Raw genomic sequence first — 17,668 nt, forward strand, 5'->3', positions numbered from 1 at the left:
GATCCTGCACCATGACCCTATCCGGATTTCAAGGCCTGGTTTTCGACCTCGACGGCACCCTGGTGGACTCCATGCCTTTGCACCTGGCCGCCTGGGAACATACCGCCCGCGAGTTTGGCTTTCAGTTCGATGCCGACTGGTTTTATGAACTGGGTGGCATGCCCAGCCGCAAGATAGCCTTGCTGGTGGCCGAGGTGCAGCAGATCGCGCTGGACCCGCTGGTGGTGACGCGCTGCAAGACGGAGCACTATGTGGCCAACCTGCACAAGGCGACCCCCTTCCCGGCCATGCTGGATCTGGTCAGGCGCTATCACGGTCTCATTCCCATGGGGATAGGCACGGGATCACCTCGCATCAATGCCGAGGCGGTGCTGCGCAATACCGGACTGGATAGCTACTTCCCCGTGGTGGTGACCGCCGACGACGTGGCGCTGCACAAACCCCATCCGGATACCTTTCTGCTGGTGGCGCAGCGACTCGGGGTTGCGCCTGACGGCTGTCTGGTGTTCGAGGACACGGGCATAGGGGCGCAGGCCGGTGAGGCCGCAGGCATGCAGGTGTGCATGGTCAAGGAAGGGAAGCCGGTCGGATTGACCTACTGAGCAAACGGGCTGGCCGTCGAGGCCGCCTGGGGGAGAAGACCCACTCTCATACGGGACAGGCATGACATGAGAGTGGGGATGCGCGTCGTCACTAATTGACGCAGCGGCAAGCTCAGAGTCAGGAGGAGGCGAGCATCACTGCTCGCTGCTACCGCCCTGGTTGTCGTCATAACGGCTAGGGCCGCCGTGGGGACGCGGAGCCATGGAGACCCGTGGCTTGCGGGCGCGCTGGATGCTGACCTGGGGGCGGCCGGAGTGCATGGCGATGGTGGAGATCTTGGCCTTGTAGACCAGTTGCTGATTGCCATGGGCATCGGTCAACAGCACGCTGTACTGGTCGAAGCCGCTGATGGTCCCCTCCAGCTTGATGCCGCTCACCAGGAAGATGGCGACCTGACTGCGGTTCTTGCGCAACCAGTTGAGGGCAGAATCTTGCCCGTTCCCAAGGGAGAATGCCTGCTCGATGGTGGAGTAGCTTGGGGATTCAGTTGTCATAAATTATTGTCCCGCGGAAAAAAAGTGGCGTTTGATTGTGCTAAATGGTCACAGGCTTGTCAAAGTCATTCTCACCCTGCCGCCAAAGCATCGATGAACAGGGGCTGATGTGCGGGAGCTTGCGCAAATTTGCAGATAAATATGCCCCTTATCCCTGGGGCCAGGGTCGAGCTATGCCAAAAAAAACCTTTCCAGGCCGCGCCCCATGCCCATCTATCTCCCGTCCCTTAAGGCCCTGTACATGAACAGGGCTGGTGGTTAGCGGCGGTGGCTGCAATAATTGGCGCCTCTGGCCGTTCGCGGCCTCATGCTGGGGTCCTATCTTGCATCCGGTTTCACACCAACACCCGATTACCTATACCCATGACGCGACCGCGTGCGAAGAGTGTGACTTGCTGGTGCCGGCCACCGCGCTGGCCGTGGGGGAGACGAGCAGTTGTCCCCGTTGCGGTCACACCCTGAGTGCGCACCTGCCGCAGCAGGAGCTCAGACCCATCGCCTACGGCTTTGCGGCGCTCATCATGTTCGTGCTCTCCAACGCCTTCACCTTCATGTCGTTCTCGGCCAAGGGAGTGGGGCAGGAGATGACCTTCCTGCAGTGCATCACCACCCTGGTGGATCAGGGCTATCTGTTTCTGGGGGCCGTGCTGAGCCTGACCCTGATCGGTCTGCCACTGGTCTATATCGGCTCCATCATGCTGGTGCTGTGGCGGCTCGACAAGGATCTGCACAGCAATGCCCTGCGCTCACTCGGCCGATTGCTGTGCCGGATCAAACCCTGGTTGATGGTGGATGTCTTCCTCATCGGGGTGCTCATCTCTCTGGTCAAGCTGATGGGCATGGCCGACATCAAGATGGGGCTGTCGTTCTGGGCCTTCGTGGGCTACACGGTGCTGCTGATCAAGATGATCTCGTCCCTGGACCGGATGTGGCTGTGGCAACGTTTGTTCGGCCAGACCGAGGCGAGAGAGCTGGATCCCGAGGCCAGCGCCCTGGAGTACGGGCTGGTGGGGTGCCACATCTGCGGCGCGCTCAATGACGGCGATGCCCATAGCTGCTCCCGCTGCGGCGATCGTCTGCACCAGCGCAAGCCGGGCGGTCTGAACCGTACCTGGGCACTGCTCATCACCTCGGTGATCCTCTATATTCCTGCCAACCTCTATCCCATCATGGACACCGTCTTTCTGGGGGACGACAGCCCCTCGACCATTATGGGGGGGGTGGTGTTGCTCTGGGCCATGGGCTCCTACCCCATCGCCGCCGTCATCTTCTTTGCCAGCGTGGTGGTGCCCCTGGTGAAGATCCTGGCGCTGCTGTGGCTCTGCTACATGGTGCAGCGTGGCCGGGTCGGTTCTCCCCTTGGCAAGCTCAAGCTCTATCGCATGACCGAATTTGTGGGACGCTGGTCGATGATCGACGTCTTCGTGGTGGCCATCTTGGCCGGCCTCATCCGTCTCGATAATCTGATGACCATCTACCCGGGCCCCGCGGCCGTTGCTTTTGCCGGGGTCGTTTTGATCACCATGGTGGCCGCCATGAGTTTCGATTCCCGCCTGATCTGGGATTTACAACAAGGAGAGCGCGAACGTGAGTGAGCGTAAGACAAGGTGGAAACCGGGCTCTGACTTTATGAGCTCGGCCGCCGCTATCTGGATGGTGCCGCTGCTGGCGCTGTTCATCGGAGCCTGGATGCTGTTCCAGCACTGGTATTCACAAGGCCCCAGTTTCACCCTGACGGTTGCCACCGCGGAGGGCATAGTGGCGGGCAAGACGGTTATCCGCTCCCGTGAGGTGGAAGTGGGTCGCATCGAGGCGGTGGAGCTCAGCGATGACTACAGCCATGCGGTGCTCAAGGCCCGTCTGACCAATGCCGCCGCCGGCATGCTCAAGAAGGACAGCCAGTTCTGGGTAGTCAAACCCAGGGTCGGGCGGGAAGGGGTGTCGGGTCTGGGCACCCTGCTCTCCGGTGCCTACATCGAACTCGCCCCTGGCAAGAAGGGCAAGGCGCGCGACGAATACGCCATGCTGGACAAGCCGCCGCTCGCCTCGGTGGATGCCAAGGGGCTGCGGCTCTCTCTCAGCAGCCGCGATGCGCGCGCCCTGGGGATAGGCTCCCCCATCAGCTATCAGGGCTTCACCATAGGCCAGATAGAGGAGGCCAAGTTCCTGCCCGAGAAGAGCGAGATGCAGTACCAGCTCTTCATCAATGCCCCCTACGACATCCTGGTGAGCAGCAACTCCCGCTTCTGGCTGACCCCGGGCTTCGAGGTCTCCATGAGCAGCGAGGGGATGAAGGTGAAGATGGATTCGCTCGAGAGCCTGCTGGACGGCGGCATCACCATGGGGCTGCCACCGGGCTGGACACCCGGTGAGCCGGTCAAGCAGATGGACAGCTTCACCCTGTTCCAGGACGAGGCGAGCGTGCTGGCCGGTAGCCTGGATCAGTTCATCGACTACGTCTTCCTGTTCGAGGACAACGTGGGTGGCCTGCACCCCGGGGCGGCGGTGCAGTATCGCGGCATCCGGGTCGGTACCGTCATCTCCGCCCCCTACCTCATCGACGACAAGGGGGTGCAGATCTTCAAGAGCCGGCAGATCCCCGTGCTGGCCCGCATCGAGGTACAGCGCCTCTCCCATCGCTACGCCAATGCGGAGCGGGAGCAGTGGCGAGCGCTGTTCAGCAAGCAGTTCAAGGAGGGATTGCGGGCCAGCCTCAAGACGTCCAGTCTGCTGACCGGCGGCAAGGTGGTGGATCTCAACTTCTACCCGGATGCGCCTGCCTATGAACCTTTCAAGCTGGCAGGCTATCAGGTGTTCCCGACCGTGCAGGCCGGGCTGGACCAGATAGAGCGCAAGGTGAACCTCATCCTCGACAAGTTCGTCGACATGGACATGGCCACCACGCTGACGCAGGTCAATAGCACCCTGGCGACCCTGGACAAAACCCTCAAACACATCAAGGCCGTGAGTGCCAATCTGGAACAGTTCACCGGTCAGCGCTCGACCCAACAGTTGCCCGAATCCCTCAACCAGAGTCTCAAGCAGTTGCAGGAGACGTTGCAGGCTTATGATGCTGGTTCCCAGACCAACCAGGAGTTGCGCCAGTCGGTGCAGTCTCTCAATCAGCTGATGGGGGAGCTGCAACCCTTGGTCCACTCACTGAACGAGCAGCCCAGTTCGCTGATCTTCGACCGCTCCCGTCCCCAGGATCCTGAGCCCAAGCGAGGAAAATGATGAAAAAACGGATGATGACCCTGGCCTTGCTGGGTTTGCTGACGGGGTGCAGTGCCGCCCCGACGGCACTGCACTACTACTCGCTGGATGCGGAGCTCCCGCAGTCGAACAGCGTTACGGCACAGCCCCGGCATCAGCTGGTGCTGCGTCCCGTCGCCCTGTCTGGCCAGCTGGATCGGATGAGCCTGGTCTATCAGCTGGAAGGCAAGGAGCTGCACTTTGCCGAGTATCATCGCTGGGCGGGCTCGCTGGATGCGCAGTTGAACCAGCTTACCCTGAATGGCCTCTCCAGCAGGTTGCCGGGTTGGGTGGTGCGCCAGGACGGGGCCCGCAAGGGGCCAGTGCTGACCATCTCGGTCGAGCGCTTCCAGGGACGGCACGATGGCCGCGCCCTGCTCAGCGGCCGCTGGCGCTTGCTGACGGAGGAAGGGGTCGTGCTGCGGGACGTGCCTTTCCAGCAGGAGCGGGTCTTGCCGGCCGATGGTTATGGCGCCCTGGTGGACGAGCTGGGGCAGGGGTGGCAGCTACTGCTCGATCAGATTGCGGCGGATGTGCGCACGTGCAGCTGAACGGAACAATGAAAAACGGGAGGCCAATGCCTCCCGTTTTGTTATCTGACACAGGGATTATTGCTGAACTTCCGAGACCCCCTGCACCTTGACCTCTACCCGACGATCCGGGGCCAGGCAGACGATCAGCTCGCGCTTGGACTTGCTGGTGCAGCTGTCGCCGGTGACGGGAGAATTCTTGCCCTGACCCTCCACGTTTACCTTGCCGGCAGGCAAGCCCTTGCCGATCAGGTAGTCGGCCACGGTCTGGGCCCGCTGCTCGGAGAGCTTCTGGTTATAGGCGTCGGAGCCGATGCGATCGGTGTAGCCGATGACGGTGGCCGAGCCATCCTTGGGTCTGGCTTCTTCAATCTGGCTATAGAGGGTATCCAGTGCCTGGCCGGCTTCCGGCTTGAGGGTGGCCTTGTTGAAGTCAAACAGCACATCCGAGCTCAGGGTGAACTGCTTGTCGACCATCACTGGCTCGGGGGCCGGTGCCGGGGCGGCGACCGGCATGGCCGGTGGAACCTGGCCGAAGCGATAGACGGCGGCCAGGGAGAGCAGGCCGTTGTCCATGCGCAAACCCGTGTCTTCACGGCTGCCGTACGGGGTGCTGTACTGGTACTCGAGGCGGGCGGCCCAATCCAGATTGAAGGCGTACTCGGCCCCCAACGCACCGACGAAGACGGCGCGGCTGTCGCTGTCCAGCTCATCGCTGCTGGTCCAGCCGTAGCCGCCACCGAGGCGACCGTAGAGATCCAGATTGTCCGCTACCGGGAAGCCGAGCTTCAGGGTCAGCTGGGCCAGTTGGGCTTCGACAGAGTCATTGAAGGCAGCGGCATTGCGGGTACCGTTGTACTTGAGCTTGCCAAGGTAGTCGTAACCGAGCTCGATCCCCAGGTTCTGGTTGATCTGGTAACCGGCGAAGGCACCGGCGCCCACTTCATCGTCATCCTTGTCTTCGGTGGAGATGCTGTTGCTCTCGTCGACGCCGTAGAAGTTGGACCAACCCAGTTTGGCACCGCCATACCAGGTATTGTCTTGTCCGGCTGCCTGAGCGTTGGCCGCAAGCAAGCCTGAAACCAGCAAGGTAATCAGTGTTTTGTTCATATGAAGCCTCTGCAATTTGTCTGTGGGAGAGATCGAATCTGTGTCGCCTCGCCTCATGGGTTGGGCCAGCGTTGAGCCACAACATGTTTAAACGTAGCCCGTATTTTTTGAACCACAAGCAACTGATATAAAACATATTGTGATAACTATGCCCATCATAGGGGAGTTATCCGGGCAGGAAGGCCAGTATGACTCCAATTTGTGACGGGAGTCATATGAGCTGTGTGTTTACTGTCCAGTCAGGCAAGCACAAAAAAGGCCGACATTGTGTCGGCCTCTGCATCCTCACTGGGGGATGAACTCGTACTCCCGTTCGATGAAGGTGGCGGCGCGCTCGCTCAGGGCGGCGTGCACGGCCGTGGTCGGGTGGACCTGATCCCAGAACATCTTGCCTTCACAGTTGAGCTCACTGGCGCTGCGGCGAGCCAGCGGACTGGCAACGGCCTGGGCCAGCAGGGGGTTGCCGGCGATGGCGAGGCGCTCCTGCGCATTGAAGGGGGTAAGCTGGCTGTCGGCGGTGGCGCTGCGGGAGGCAAACGGCTTCCACACATAGCCGCCGCCGTAGCAGGCGTTCTCGGTGTCGCTCAGGCCGAAGTTCTGTGGGTCCCGCAGCATCTCGGCGAACTGCTTGTCGATCTCGAACAGTTTCACCATGCCGGTGGGAGCCAGTTCGCGGGCCAGGTTCAGCAACAGCTCGTTGTGATAGCGGGAGACATGGCTGGCCGCCTCCACCACCTTCTGGCTGCGGGCCGAGGGGTTCTGGCCAAGATCCGGCAGGTTGAATAGCAGGATCTGCTTGGCACCGTTCAATACCATGCGGTTGGCCGAGTCGCTGATGACGTCGCGCACCCGCTTGGCGTCCAGCTCGGTATTCCAGCCATAGGCGAGATAGTCGTTGGCGCCGACCCAGAGGATCACCAGATCGTCGGGTTTGAAGCTGTCCTTCTCCAGAAACTGGGTAATTTCATAGTCCAGGTTGTTGATGACCTGGTACTTGGGGTTCCAGGAGATCTTGTTGTAGGCCACCGCGGTGGCGCCCCCCTCCGCCTCGTTGACTATTTTCAGTCCCGGGAACGGCTGGGTCAGCTGCTCCAGCCAGACCGGGCCATTGGAGAAGCGGCCCTGGTAGTAGGGCGGGCTGGAGGGGAGATAACCGCGCATCTTGCCGTACATCTTGCCGGTGTCGGAGAGGCTGTCGCCGAACATCACGATGCGGGAAAAAGCGGGACGCGTCTCGGCGGCATGGGCCGTCAGGGCGAAGAGTCCCAGTAAACACAGAAGCCATTTGTTCATCTTGCTGTTCTCATGGAGTGGAGGCAGGCGCTGCCTGCGGGCTGTTCCTCGAAGGCAAGGGGCTGGGGACCCCGGTTGCCAGGCTGCACGGTATCCACTCGAATACAATCTTGCAGCAAGCCAGGGGCATTAAATCGATTGCGGTCACACTGCTCTCCCCTGGATGGGGAGGCTTCACGTTTGTTTCACGCACGCCCTGGCAAGATGCCTGCATACCCCAATGACAGGAGCGTGAAAATGAACAAAGCAAAGGTAATCGGCCTGCTGGCCCTGATGTCCGTCTCTTCCTTCGCCATGGCGGCCTACACCGGCCCCGAGGAGCAGAACAAGGTCTCGGTCGCGCAGTTGAAAGACGTGGCAGATGATCAGTGGGTGACCCTGGAAGGCAAGCTGGTAAAGCACCTTGGCGGCGAGAACTACAGCTTCCGCGATGACAGCGGCGAAGTGGAAGTGGAAGTGGACGGGGACGTGTGGCGCGGCGTCGAAGTGGGCCCGAACGATCTGATCCGCATCCGTGGCGAGGTTGACCACAGCTGGAACAAGACAGAGGTCGAGGTCGAGCACCTGGAGAAGGTTGGTGCCGCTCCCCAGAGCAAGGGCGGCTTTATCGCCAAGTGATCTGCTGGACATCAATGGCAAGAGGGGCGCTCCATCAGCGCCCCTCTTGCTTTTTTAACGCCGTCAGCCCGCCCGGACGGCGACGGTACGCTTGAACCCCTTCTCGGCCTGATTGACCTTGTAGAGGTAGCGACGGGCCTCCGCCTTGGGGTGCTGCTCGGTCAGCACCTGATAGACAGCCTCGGGAGAGAGCCGGTTGATCATATCAGGGGCCGCCTTGCGGTTGCTGGAGAAGGTGTTGAGCACCCCGCCCGCACCGCCGTTGTAGGCGGAGATCACCGCATAGCGACGGGATTGGGGATCCTGGATATCCGCCAGATAGACGGTCTGCAGCAGGTGCAGATAGGCCGTCCCCACGTCTATGTTGTAGGCCGGATTGAACAGATCCTCCCGGGTTGGCTGGCCATTCTTGCCCTTGACCCGCACATAAACGTCCCGTCCGGCGGTGGCCGGGATCACCTGCATCAGGCCATAGGCATTGGCATGGCTGACCGCATAGGGGTTGAAGCTGCTCTCTGTCTTGATCACTGCATAGATCAGGCTCTCGGCGACCCCGTACTTGCGGGAGGCCTCGCGGATGATGCTGGCGTACTTGTAGCCGCGCTTGTCCTCATGGTTGGCCACCATGGGGATGTCGACGAAGAAGATGGTGCGAATGCCAAGGGTGCGCTTCTTCATCGCGCTGGCGAGCAGGTAGTCGGCATAGCGCTCTGCGCGCCAGCTGGAGCGGATGGCCTGCCCCTGGTTGTCCAGCACCTGGCCGTAGAGGAAGGGCTCGCCACCGGGCATGATCTCCCTGTCCGAATAGAGATCCACTTCCGCCGGATCGTCCGGAGTCAGCAGGGTCTCTATGATGGCACGGCGCAAGTGGGCACGGGGATCGAGCCCGGAGACCGTCTCCACCATGATGTGGCCGCTGGAGAAGTCGATGTGGGCCCGGCTCTTGTATTGATCCGTGTATTTGACGTAGTCAAACTTGCCCGCAAACAGTGCCTCGCGCCCCCATATCTCGTTCACGTTATGGGAGAGTGCACTGATCATGTGTTCGAAGCCGCGTATGTCCTTGCCGTTGACCAGATCTTCGTCTTCTGCCCCGGGTTTGGGAGAAGAGGAGCAGGCAGAGAGAAACAGCAGGGCGCACAGCAGCCAAAAAATTCGACCCATAAGATCCTCAAACTGGGCGGTGGGGTCGCCCGTCACGCACGTGCCGTGAACCAGAAGAGTGCCAGCCGTTGATGGGCACTCAAGCTGGATCACGGTGACAACTCATTGGCACCGGGCCGGGAGAAGCATGGCCATAGATAGCCGGGTTGCGGCGCTCTGTGCTCCCTGCTCATCGGCTCGACTCACTGGCTGGGAGGGGTATAGCCGTCGATGGCCACTTCACCGGCTTCAAACAGGTAGTTCACCATCTCTTTTTCCAGCAACTGGCGGTGCTCGAGATTCATCATGTTCAGCTTCTTCTCGTTGATCAGCATCACCTGCTTCTTCTGCCATTCGGTCCAGGCTTCCTTGCTGATGTTGTCGAAGATCCGCTTGCCGAGTTCACCGGGGTAGAGTTGGAAATCGAGACCCGGCGCCTCTTTTTTCAGACGCTGGCAAAATACGGTACGGCTCATGTTGACCTCTGTGGTTGTAAGTCCGGGTAGGCGAGCAGGCGGGCCGTGGCGGCCGCCAATCCCACCTCGGCAGGATGGCGTAAGTTATACCAGAGTCGGGAATCTGCTTCCATGAGCAAGGGCGGCGGCGGGGCAGCCATTTCGATCAGCAAGGGGCGAATATCGAGGTGGAAGTGACTGAAAGTGTGGCGAAATCCAGCGAGCTCCCGGTAGTCGGTCTCATCGAGTCCCAGCCCCTGCAAGCGGCCCGTCACCTCCGTGAGCGACTCCACCTGCGGGAAGCAGTATAGCCCGCCCCAGATCCCCTGGGGCGGGCGCTTCTCCAGCAACAGCTGGTCGCCGTGACGGATGATCAGCATGATGCCGTTGCGGGCCGGAATGCTTTTCTTCGGTTTGCTGTTGGGGTAGGTGGTGGGGTTGCCCTGCGACAGCCCCTGGCAATCGACCTGTACCGGGCAGCGCGCGCAGGCGGGCTTGCTGCGGGTGCAGACGGTGGCGCCCATGTCCATCATGGCCTGGTTGTAGTGGGCCACGCCGAGCCTTGGGGTGAGGCGGGTCGCCAGCTCCCAGAGATCGTTCTCCACCTGCTTCTGGCCGGGCCAGCCCGGTAGCGCCAGCCAGCGGGTGAGCACCCGCTTCACGTTGCCGTCCAGGATGGCATGGGGCTGACCGAGAGAGAGGGAGAGCACGGCACCGGCGGTGGAGCGCCCTATCCCGGGCAAGGCCATCACCTCTTCCAGTCGCTCCGGAAACAGGCCGCCGTGCAGATCACGGATCTGCTGCGCCGCCTTGTGCAGGTTGCGGGCACGGGCGTAGTAACCGAGCCCGGTCCAGTGGTGCAGCACCTCGTCGATGGGGGCGTCGGCCAGCGCCAGCACATCGGGGAAGCGGGCCATGAAGCGCTGATAGTAGGGGATGACGGTGGCTACCTGGGTCTGCTGCAGCATGATCTCGGAGATCCAGACCCGGTAGGGGGTCTTGTCCTCCTGCCAGGGCAGGGTCTTGCGGCCGTGGATCTGGTACCAGTCCAGGATCCGGGTGGCGAAAGTGCTGTTATCTGAATTGCTCACGGGGTTCTCATGTTTTGATTAAAAAGGGGAGCTCTCGGGCTCCCTCTTGAGATGGCTGCCGGGCCAGCAGATCCTGCTTGTTACTGTGGCCCGGTCAGCCGCGCCAGTCCTGCAACGCCTTGAGGCTGACATGCTGACCGCCGACCTGCAGGATGATGTAGTCCTGGGCGATGGCAACCAGCAGCACGCCGGGGGCGACCTCGCTGCCCTCGCGCAGCTCCCGCCCGTTGATCACCACGGCCCGTTTGGCCGGGTCGGAGGAGAAGTTGTGGGCACCATAGGTCAGGGGAGGAACCTGTTGTTTCAGCGCGGGATCCAGAGAGCTGAGGGGCATGGCTCCGGACTGGGGCTGGGCTTGCGGTGCCCCCTCTTCCACCAGCGGGGTGTTGTTGAGGGCCATCATGATGCGCTCGGCCAGGCTCTGGGGGCCATTGCCGGCGGTCGCCTCTGCGGGAGCGGCGGCAACGGGTCTGGGTTGTACCACGGGCTCCGGCAGGGGCGGGGGCAGCGGGCGGGTGACCATGGATCTGGGTTCGACTCGCACGAAGGGCGGCGTCACCACCTCCTTCACCTCGATCTGCTGTTCGAGTGGCTTGAGGTGGTAGAGGTGCCAGCCGTAGTTGGCGGCGGCCCCCATGAGCAGGGCCAGGGGAGTCAGGAGCCACCAGATCCAGCGGCGGCCTGGCTCTTCTTCCTGGCTCACGGGCAGGCCCATGAGCGGCATGTGGGGAGTGAACTGGGATTGGTCGGCGCGGCGCAGGGCCTTGAGCAGGGTAGACATCAGGAGGCATCCTCCATCAGGGGATCCATGGTGTCATCCGCCACGGCATCCAGATCGACAGGCGTGCTGGCACGCAGGGATTCATCTTCCAGCCTCGGCATGGGTTCACCGGCCACGGCATTCAAGCGCAACAGGGTATTGCTGCCGGCGATGCCGTCCGGGGTCAACCCCTGCTCACGCTGGAACTGTTGCAGCTTGCTCTTGAGGGCTGCATCAAAGCGGCTCACCTTGCGATCCGGCTGCTGCATGGCGCGGTTCAGTGCATTGTCCAGCCACTGGGCCTGGGCCGCACTGGCATTACTACCTATCAGGGGCACGCCGCCCTTGGGCATACGCCATAGCAGGGTATAACTGCCCCCCCAGGCGTCGGACAGCCACTGCCTGTCCACCTGCCAGCTCTGATTGCCGATGAGCAAGGACGCCTTGTCCGGCCCCAGGCTTACCAGGGTGGCGTAATAGAGTCCTCCTGTTTCATCGGTCAGGCTGATGAGGGCGGGATATTGCAGCGCCTGCAGCTCGGCCAGCGAGGCTTCCCCTTCCTGGCAACGCAGGCCGGCACGGGGGGCGTCATTGCAGGTCGCCTCCTCCAGCTCGGTCTGATAGCCCCATACCCTGAAGAGATTCTGCATGGCGACGTCCGGCTCCAGCGCCTGATTGATGGCGCGGGTCAGCTGTTCCAACTGTTCCGGCGTCTCATCCACCTTGACCGGCACTTCTACCTTGACCAGGGGGCGGGCAGGGAAGACGCCGAAGAACTGCCAGCCCCACCAGCCAGCGGCGACCAGCAGGGCGCCTGCCAGGGTCACGGTGAGGCCGGACTGCCAGCTTCCCTCGTCACGAATGCCGCTCACTTCATAGGCCGCCAGGCTGATGTCGCCGTGGGCTATCTTGTGGCTGCCGCGGGCGAAGGCGGCGATCAGGGCGCGGTCGCAGATGAGGTTGATGAGGCGCGGGATGCCGCCGGAGAGGCGGTGCAAGGTCTGGATTGCCCTAGGGGTGAAGATGGGCTGGACGCAGCCCGCCACCTGCAGCCGGAAGCGCACATAGGCGTCTACATCCTGACAGGAGAGCGGCAGCAGATGGTAGCGGGCCGTGATGCGCTGGGCCAGCTGGCGCAGCAGGGGCTGACGCAGCATCTGCTGCAGCTCGGGCTGGCCGATGAGCACTACCTGCAGCAGCTTCTTCTCGTCGGTCTCCAGGTTGGTGAGCAGTCGCAACTGCTCCAGCACGCCGGGCAGCAGATGCTGGGCTTCATCCACCAGCACCACGCTGCGCTTGCCCGCCGCCAGATTGGCCAGCAGGTGATCGCGAATGAGGTCGAACAACTGCTTGAGACTGGCTTCCTGGGCGTAGGGCAACTGGAACTCGTCACAGATGGCCGCCAGCAGATCCCGTTCGGTCAGGGAAGGATTGAGGATGTAGGCGATCTCGGTCTCGGCGGGCAACTGCTGGAGCAGGCAGCGGGAGACAGTGGTCTTGCCCGTGCCCACTTCCCCCGTCAGCAGCACGAAGCCGCCGCCGTCCTGCAACCCGTAGTTGAGGTGGGCGAGGGCCTCCCCGTGGCGTTCGCTCATGTAGAGATATTTGGGGTTGGGCGAGATGGAGAACGGGGGCTCCGACAGACCGAAGAACTGTGTGTACATAAGGATCCATTCCATTGTTATGGCGGCAGGTTAAAGCCTCCCCAGAGGGATGTCAAAGACCCGGATACCATAAGAGGGGCATCCCGGTCACCGGCTCAAACGGCAATGAGGCGCGGGGTCGAATGATCAGAGGGTAGTCGCACTTCCTGAGCCGGGATCCGTCGTGTCTGTCGGCCAAAAGCGGTATCATCGAGGCAGGTTTATCGAGGGAGAGTGCGCGTGCAGATTTATCTGGTTGGGGGAGCGGTCCGTGATCGCCTGTTGGGATTGCCGCAGGGGGACAGAGACCACCTGGTGGTCGGTGCTACCGTGCAACAGATGCTGAGCCTCGGGTTCACCCAGGTTGGTCGCGACTTTCCGGTGTTTCTCCACCCCAGCACCCAGCAGGAGTATGCCCTGGCCCGCACCGAGCGCAAACAGGGCCTGGGTTATACAGGCTTCGTCTGTCATGCCTCTCCCGAGGTGACGCTGGAGCAGGATCTGCTGCGCCGGGATCTCACCATCAACGCCATCGCCGAAGATGAGGGCGGGCAACTGCACGATCCCTATGGCGGTCTCAGGGATCTGGAGGCGCGGCTGTTGCGCCACGTCTCTCCGGCGTTTGCCGAAGATCCCCTGCGCATCCTGCGGGTGGCGCGCTTCGCCGCCCGTTTCCATGAGCAGGGCTTCGTGGTGGCCCCCGAGACGCTGGCGCTGATGCGGGAGATGACCGACGCCGGCGAGCTTGCCCACCTGACCCCGGAGCGGGTCTGGAAGGAGTTGGAGAAGGTACTGCTGGGGCAGACTCCCCGGGTCTTCTTCGAGGTATTGCGCGAATGTGGTGCCCTCAACGCGCTCTTCCCCGAGCTGGACGCCCTGTTCGGGGTGCCGGCACCCGCCAAGTGGCACCCGGAGATCGATACTGGCATCCACACCATGATGGTGCTGGATCAGGCCTGTCAGCGCTCTTCGGATCTGCCGGTTCGCTTCGCCGCCCTCTGCCACGATTTTGGCAAGGGTGTGACACCCCCTGCGTTTTGGCCCAGCCATCACGGTCATGGTCAGAAAGGGCTGCCGCTCATCCGGGATTTCTGCGAGCGGTTCAGAGTGCCGAACGACTGCCGTGATCTGGCGCTGCTGGTGAGCGACCTGCACACCCATATCCACATCGCCTTCGATCTCAAGCCACCGACCCTGCTGAAGGTATTCGACAAGACGGACGCCTGGCGCAGGCCGGATCGCTTCGCCCAGTTGCTGGATGCCTGCCGCGCCGACTTCCACGGCCGTACCGGTTTCGAAGAGAAGGTCTACAGCCAGCCGGATTATGTGGCCCAGGCCCTGGCTGCGGCCCAGGCGGTGCCGGTCAAGGAGATAGTGGCGGCGGGTTTCAAGGGGGAGGGGATCCGCGAACAGCTCGCCAAGCGGCGGCTCGATGCCATCAGCCGGGTGCGAGACGAGTGGACCTTTATCGAGGAGTGATGTCGGCCCTGAATGCCAACCATGAAAAAGCCCGAGTCACTGACTCGGGCTTTTTGCTGTGAGGTGCTTAAGAGAAGCAGGCCTGCAGCACGTAGAAGATGGCGATGGCCAGGATGGCACCGGCGGGCAGTGTGATGACCCAGGAGACCACGATGTTGCGCAACACGCCCAGGTTCAGGGCGGCGATGCCACGGGCCAGACCCACCCCCATCACGGCACCGACCAGGGTCTGGGTGGTGGAGATGGGCAGACCTGTCCCCGAGGCGATCACCACGGTGGCGGCGGTGGCCAGCTGGGCGGCGAAGCCACGGCTCGGGGTCAGGTGGGTGATGCCGGTGCCGACGGTGGCCATCACCTTCTCACCCATGGTGGCCAGACCGATGACGATACCTATGCCGCCAAGGGGCAGTATCCACCAGGCGATGTGAGAATTGCCGGTGATCTGGCCGGCACTCTCGACGGTGGATACCACGGCGGAGAGCGGGCCTATGGCGTTTGCCACGTCGTTTGAGCCGTGGGCGAAGGCCATGGCACAGGCGGTGATCACCATCAGGATGCCGAACACCTTCTCCACGTTGGCGAAGTGCATCTTGTTGTCATCCTGCGGGTTGTACTGCTGACCGCGAATGTAGAACCAGCCACCGATGGAGAGGGTCACCGAGATGGCGATGGAGAGCAAGATGCCCTCGCCGTCACTCAGGTGCAGACCGACGTGGGTCAGCCCCTTCTTGATGGTCACCAGGCAGATGACCAGCGCGGTCAGGAACATGTAGAACGGGACATAGCGCTTGGCGTTGGCCAGCGGGTTGTCCGTGTTGAAGATGAGCTTCTGCACGCTGATGAACATGAAGTAGGCGATGATGCCGGAGATGGCCGGTGTGACCACCCAGGAGCCGACGATGCCGCCAAACTTGCTCCATTGCACCGCTTCCGGGCCGACGCTCACCACGGCGAAGCCGACGATGGCCCCGATGATGGAGTGCGTGGTCGAGACCGGCCAGCCGAAGTAGGAGGCCAGGATCAGCCAGAGGCCCGCGGCCAGCAGAGAGGCTATCATGCCGAGCACCAGCACATCCGGGGTATCGGTGAAGGCATTGGTATCTATGATGCCGTTACGGATGGTCGCCGTGACTTCGCCGCCGGCCAGATAGGCACCGGCGAACTCGAAGATCATGGCGATGATGATCGCCTGACGTATGGTCAGAGACTTGGTGCCGACCGATGTGCCCATGGCGTTGGCGACGTCGTTCGCCCCTATGCCCCAGGCCATCAAAAAGCCGAACAAGGCCGCCACGAGCACCAGGGTGGTGCCGTAATTTGCGATAATGTCCATTAGTAGTGTTTACCCAGTCAGTCGATTACGAACGAGCCAGCATCAGTTCCAGACGGGCGCCAACGCGCTCGGCCTGATCAGCCAGGTCACCTACCCATTCGAGGATCTTGTAGAGGAACATAACGTCGATCGGATTGTATTTGTGCTCAACGGCTTGCAGCTGTTGGCGCAGCCCGATCTGCATGGTGTCAGTATCGTCCTCGATGAGATCCAGCTGGTGGATCATCTCGGCAACCATTTCAACTTCACGTCCTTTAAAGCCGGTTTCGAGCAGCTCATCGAGTTCTCCGATGGCTTTTTCGGCTTGGGCGGTCGCATCGATACAACGTTTGAGATAGGCCATGAAATCGGCACGCATCTCGGTGGGGAATTCCATCTTGCGGCCAAGCATGCGGCCGGAAATATCCTTGGCACGATTGGCGATCTTGTCCTGCTGGGTCAGCAGTTCCAGCAGATCGGTACGAGCGACCGGCAGAAACAGGCCGCGAGGCAGTTTAAGGCGAATTTCGCGTTTGAGAATATCCGCTTCTTTTTCCAGCTGGGCTATCTGTTGCCGGATTTTTTCGGCATCTTCCCAACGGTCTTCGGCAACGGCATCAAAGAAGGGAACCAGCTGCTGGGAGCACTGGTGAACCTTGACGATATGCTTCTGCAGCGGCTTGATGGGGGACTTGGCAAAAAGACCCAAAATAGTATTTACTGGCATGGCCAAACCTGTGTCGGTGAAAAAACACTCGATACGATTTTATGAGGGGCGCAGGATAACCGAACTGTGCCATCAATAAAACCGTGAATTAATCCTTATCTATCGCTGGCATTATATCCTCGCGACCCGGATCATGCCCCCCAAAGTTGCCTGCCTGCCCGGAATGACTATGCAAACTGAGATCGAGATAAAGTTTTTCGTCACCAGCAATATTAAAAAATCTCTCTCCAACTTTCTGAATTCACTTGAAATTATCTCCTCTGAGCAGGTTCGCCTCGGCAATGTCTATTTCGATACGCCCAAGCTCGATTTACGCCGGCTCGACATGGGATTGCGGATCCGCCGCAGCGACCATTTTTCCGAGCAGACCATCAAATGCCGTGGCCAGGTGGTCGGCGGGCTGCACGCCAGACCCGAATACAATGCCCCGGTGAGCGGCAATCTGCCGACCCTGTCCGCGTTCCCTGACCACATCTGGCCAAGTCTGGCCATGCGCGACGAGATCCAGTCCCGCCTGGTGGCCCAGTTCAGCACCGACTTCCTGCGTCGTCACTGGCTGATCGTCTTCGACGGAGCACAGATTGAACTGGCCTGGGATCGGGGGGAGATTGTCGGTGTCCTGGGCCGCGCCCAGATCGATGAGCTGGAGCTGGAGCTCAAGTCCGGTGAGGCGAGCGCCCTGTTCGAGTTGGCCGCGCGCCTGGCGGATTTGGGAGGGGTCAGGCTGGGATCCCAATCCAAGGCGCAGCGGGGCTATCGGCTGGCGGGGCTAGGCAAGCCGCTGGCGGTGCAACCCCTGCCGGATATCGGCGGGCTCGATGGCAAGGCCCGCATCACGCTCGGCCTGCAGCTCTGGCAGCATCACGAGCAGCTCTGGCTGGAGTGCGGGAAGGAAGAGCGGCAGCAGGCGCTGCAAGGGATGCTGCAGGGTTGCGACCTGGTGGCCGAGGCCGCCGAGAACCTGGCGCAGGCCCCTGCCTGGTTGCCCGTTCTTCGGGGGCAGCAGCATTTGCTGGCTGAGGCGGGGGAGGAGCGGCTGTCGGCCCTGCTGCACGAGGCGGATCTCGTGGGCCTGCAACTGGCCATTGCAGCCTGGCTGCACCTGGATTCTTGAGGGTTCAGGTTCGCACTGAATGCAAAAAAGGTGAGCCATGGCTC

17 protein-coding genes are annotated in these 17,668 nt (G+C 61.7%); 7 read left to right on the top strand and 10 right to left on the bottom strand.

Features of this window, described 5'->3' with window-relative positions; genetic code table 11:
- Nucleotides 1-11 precede the first annotated feature (11 nt).
- Entirely contained in the window at nt 12-602 is a 591-nt protein-coding gene (locus BN1127_RS01210) for an HAD family hydrolase (RefSeq protein WP_042648186.1), read from the top strand.
- A gap of 135 nt (nt 603-737) precedes the next feature.
- Here the strand turns inward: BN1127_RS01210 and hfq are convergent, their stop codons facing one another.
- Entirely contained in the window at nt 738-1,097 is a 360-nt protein-coding gene (gene hfq, locus BN1127_RS01215) for an RNA chaperone Hfq (RefSeq protein ID WP_005327536.1), read from the bottom strand.
- A gap of 323 nt (nt 1,098-1,420) precedes the next feature.
- Here hfq and BN1127_RS01220 point away from each other — a divergent pair, with 323 nt between their 5' ends.
- From BN1127_RS01220 to BN1127_RS01230, 3 genes are read left to right on the top strand one after another with little or no spacing between them, the layout of a single operon-like run.
- Nucleotides 1,421-2,692 (top strand): paraquat-inducible protein A, encoded by a 1,272-nt coding sequence (locus BN1127_RS01220; RefSeq protein ID WP_042648187.1) that lies wholly within the window; start codon nt 1,421-1,423, stop codon nt 2,690-2,692.
- A complete protein-coding gene (pqiB, locus tag BN1127_RS01225; RefSeq protein WP_042648188.1) occupies nt 2,685-4,331 on the top strand; it encodes an intermembrane transport protein PqiB in 1,647 nt (548 codons plus the stop codon). The genes BN1127_RS01220 and pqiB overlap by 8 nt, the downstream gene beginning before the upstream one ends.
- Nucleotides 4,331-4,900 carry a PqiC family protein gene (locus tag BN1127_RS01230; RefSeq protein ID WP_042648189.1) on the top strand — a complete coding sequence of 190 codons (570 nt, stop codon included), beginning with the start codon at nt 4,331-4,333 and terminating at the stop codon, nt 4,898-4,900. The genes pqiB and BN1127_RS01230 overlap by 1 nt, the downstream gene beginning before the upstream one ends.
- 57 nt (nt 4,901-4,957) lie before the next feature.
- Here the strand turns inward: BN1127_RS01230 and ompA are convergent, their stop codons facing one another.
- Both ompA and BN1127_RS01240 read right to left on the bottom strand, forming a co-directional pair.
- A complete protein-coding gene (ompA, locus tag BN1127_RS01235; protein WP_042648190.1) occupies nt 4,958-5,989 on the bottom strand; it encodes a porin OmpA in 1,032 nt (343 codons plus the stop codon).
- 285 nt (nt 5,990-6,274) lie between these two features.
- A complete protein-coding gene (locus tag BN1127_RS01240) occupies nt 6,275-7,282 on the bottom strand; it encodes an SGNH/GDSL hydrolase family protein (RefSeq protein WP_042648191.1) in 1,008 nt (335 codons plus the stop codon).
- Nucleotides 7,283-7,519: 237 nt separating this feature from the next.
- Here BN1127_RS01240 and BN1127_RS01245 point away from each other — a divergent pair, with 237 nt between their 5' ends.
- Nucleotides 7,520-7,900 (top strand): YgiW/YdeI family stress tolerance OB fold protein, encoded by a 381-nt coding sequence (locus BN1127_RS01245; protein WP_042648192.1) that lies wholly within the window; start codon nt 7,520-7,522, stop codon nt 7,898-7,900.
- Nucleotides 7,901-7,963: 63 nt separating this feature from the next.
- Here BN1127_RS01245 and mltC read toward each other — a convergent pair whose 3' ends face one another.
- The 5 genes from mltC to BN1127_RS01270 all read right to left on the bottom strand — a co-directional run bounded on the left by mltC (nt 7,964) and on the right by BN1127_RS01270 (nt 13,013).
- Complete coding sequence (gene mltC / locus BN1127_RS01250) at nt 7,964-9,064, bottom strand: membrane-bound lytic murein transglycosylase MltC (RefSeq protein ID WP_042648193.1); 1,101 nt, start codon at nt 9,062-9,064, stop codon at nt 7,964-7,966.
- Between the two features lie 182 nt (nt 9,065-9,246).
- Entirely contained in the window at nt 9,247-9,519 is a 273-nt protein-coding gene (locus BN1127_RS01255; protein WP_041204967.1) for an oxidative damage protection protein, read from the bottom strand.
- Nucleotides 9,516-10,589, bottom strand: coding sequence for an A/G-specific adenine glycosylase (gene mutY, locus BN1127_RS01260; RefSeq protein WP_042648194.1), 1,074 nt, complete (start codon nt 10,587-10,589; stop codon nt 9,516-9,518). The genes BN1127_RS01255 and mutY overlap by 4 nt, the downstream gene beginning before the upstream one ends.
- A 94-nt stretch (nt 10,590-10,683) precedes the next feature.
- Nucleotides 10,684-11,370 (bottom strand): GspB family T2SS assembly factor variant ExeB, encoded by a 687-nt coding sequence (gene exeB, locus BN1127_RS01265; RefSeq protein WP_042648195.1) that lies wholly within the window; start codon nt 11,368-11,370, stop codon nt 10,684-10,686.
- Entirely contained in the window at nt 11,370-13,013 is a 1,644-nt protein-coding gene (locus tag BN1127_RS01270; RefSeq protein WP_042648196.1) for an ExeA family protein, read from the bottom strand. Before BN1127_RS01270 ends, exeB begins: the two co-directional genes overlap by 1 nt.
- A gap of 219 nt (nt 13,014-13,232) precedes the next feature.
- On the opposite strand from BN1127_RS01270, the gene BN1127_RS01275 reads away from it, so the two are divergent.
- Nucleotides 13,233-14,471, top strand: a complete 1,239-nt coding sequence (locus BN1127_RS01275; protein WP_042648197.1) for a multifunctional CCA addition/repair protein — start codon at nt 13,233-13,235, stop codon at nt 14,469-14,471.
- A gap of 67 nt (nt 14,472-14,538) precedes the next feature.
- On the opposite strand, the gene BN1127_RS01280 is transcribed toward BN1127_RS01275, so the two are convergent.
- Nucleotides 14,539-15,804, bottom strand: coding sequence for an inorganic phosphate transporter (locus BN1127_RS01280; RefSeq protein WP_005327500.1), 1,266 nt, complete (start codon nt 15,802-15,804; stop codon nt 14,539-14,541).
- Nucleotides 15,805-15,829: 25 nt separating this feature from the next.
- Nucleotides 15,830-16,510, bottom strand: coding sequence for a TIGR00153 family protein (locus BN1127_RS01285; RefSeq protein WP_025328355.1), 681 nt, complete (start codon nt 16,508-16,510; stop codon nt 15,830-15,832).
- Nucleotides 16,511-16,679: 169 nt separating this feature from the next.
- On the opposite strand from BN1127_RS01285, the gene BN1127_RS01290 reads away from it, so the two are divergent.
- Nucleotides 16,680-17,624 (top strand): CYTH domain-containing protein, encoded by a 945-nt coding sequence (locus BN1127_RS01290; protein ID WP_042648198.1) that lies wholly within the window; start codon nt 16,680-16,682, stop codon nt 17,622-17,624.
- The last annotated feature ends 44 nt before the right edge of the window (nt 17,625-17,668 follow it).

The organism is Aeromonas media, assembly GCF_000819985.1.
GTDB classification, from domain to species: Bacteria; Pseudomonadota; Gammaproteobacteria; order Enterobacterales; family Aeromonadaceae; genus Aeromonas; species Aeromonas media.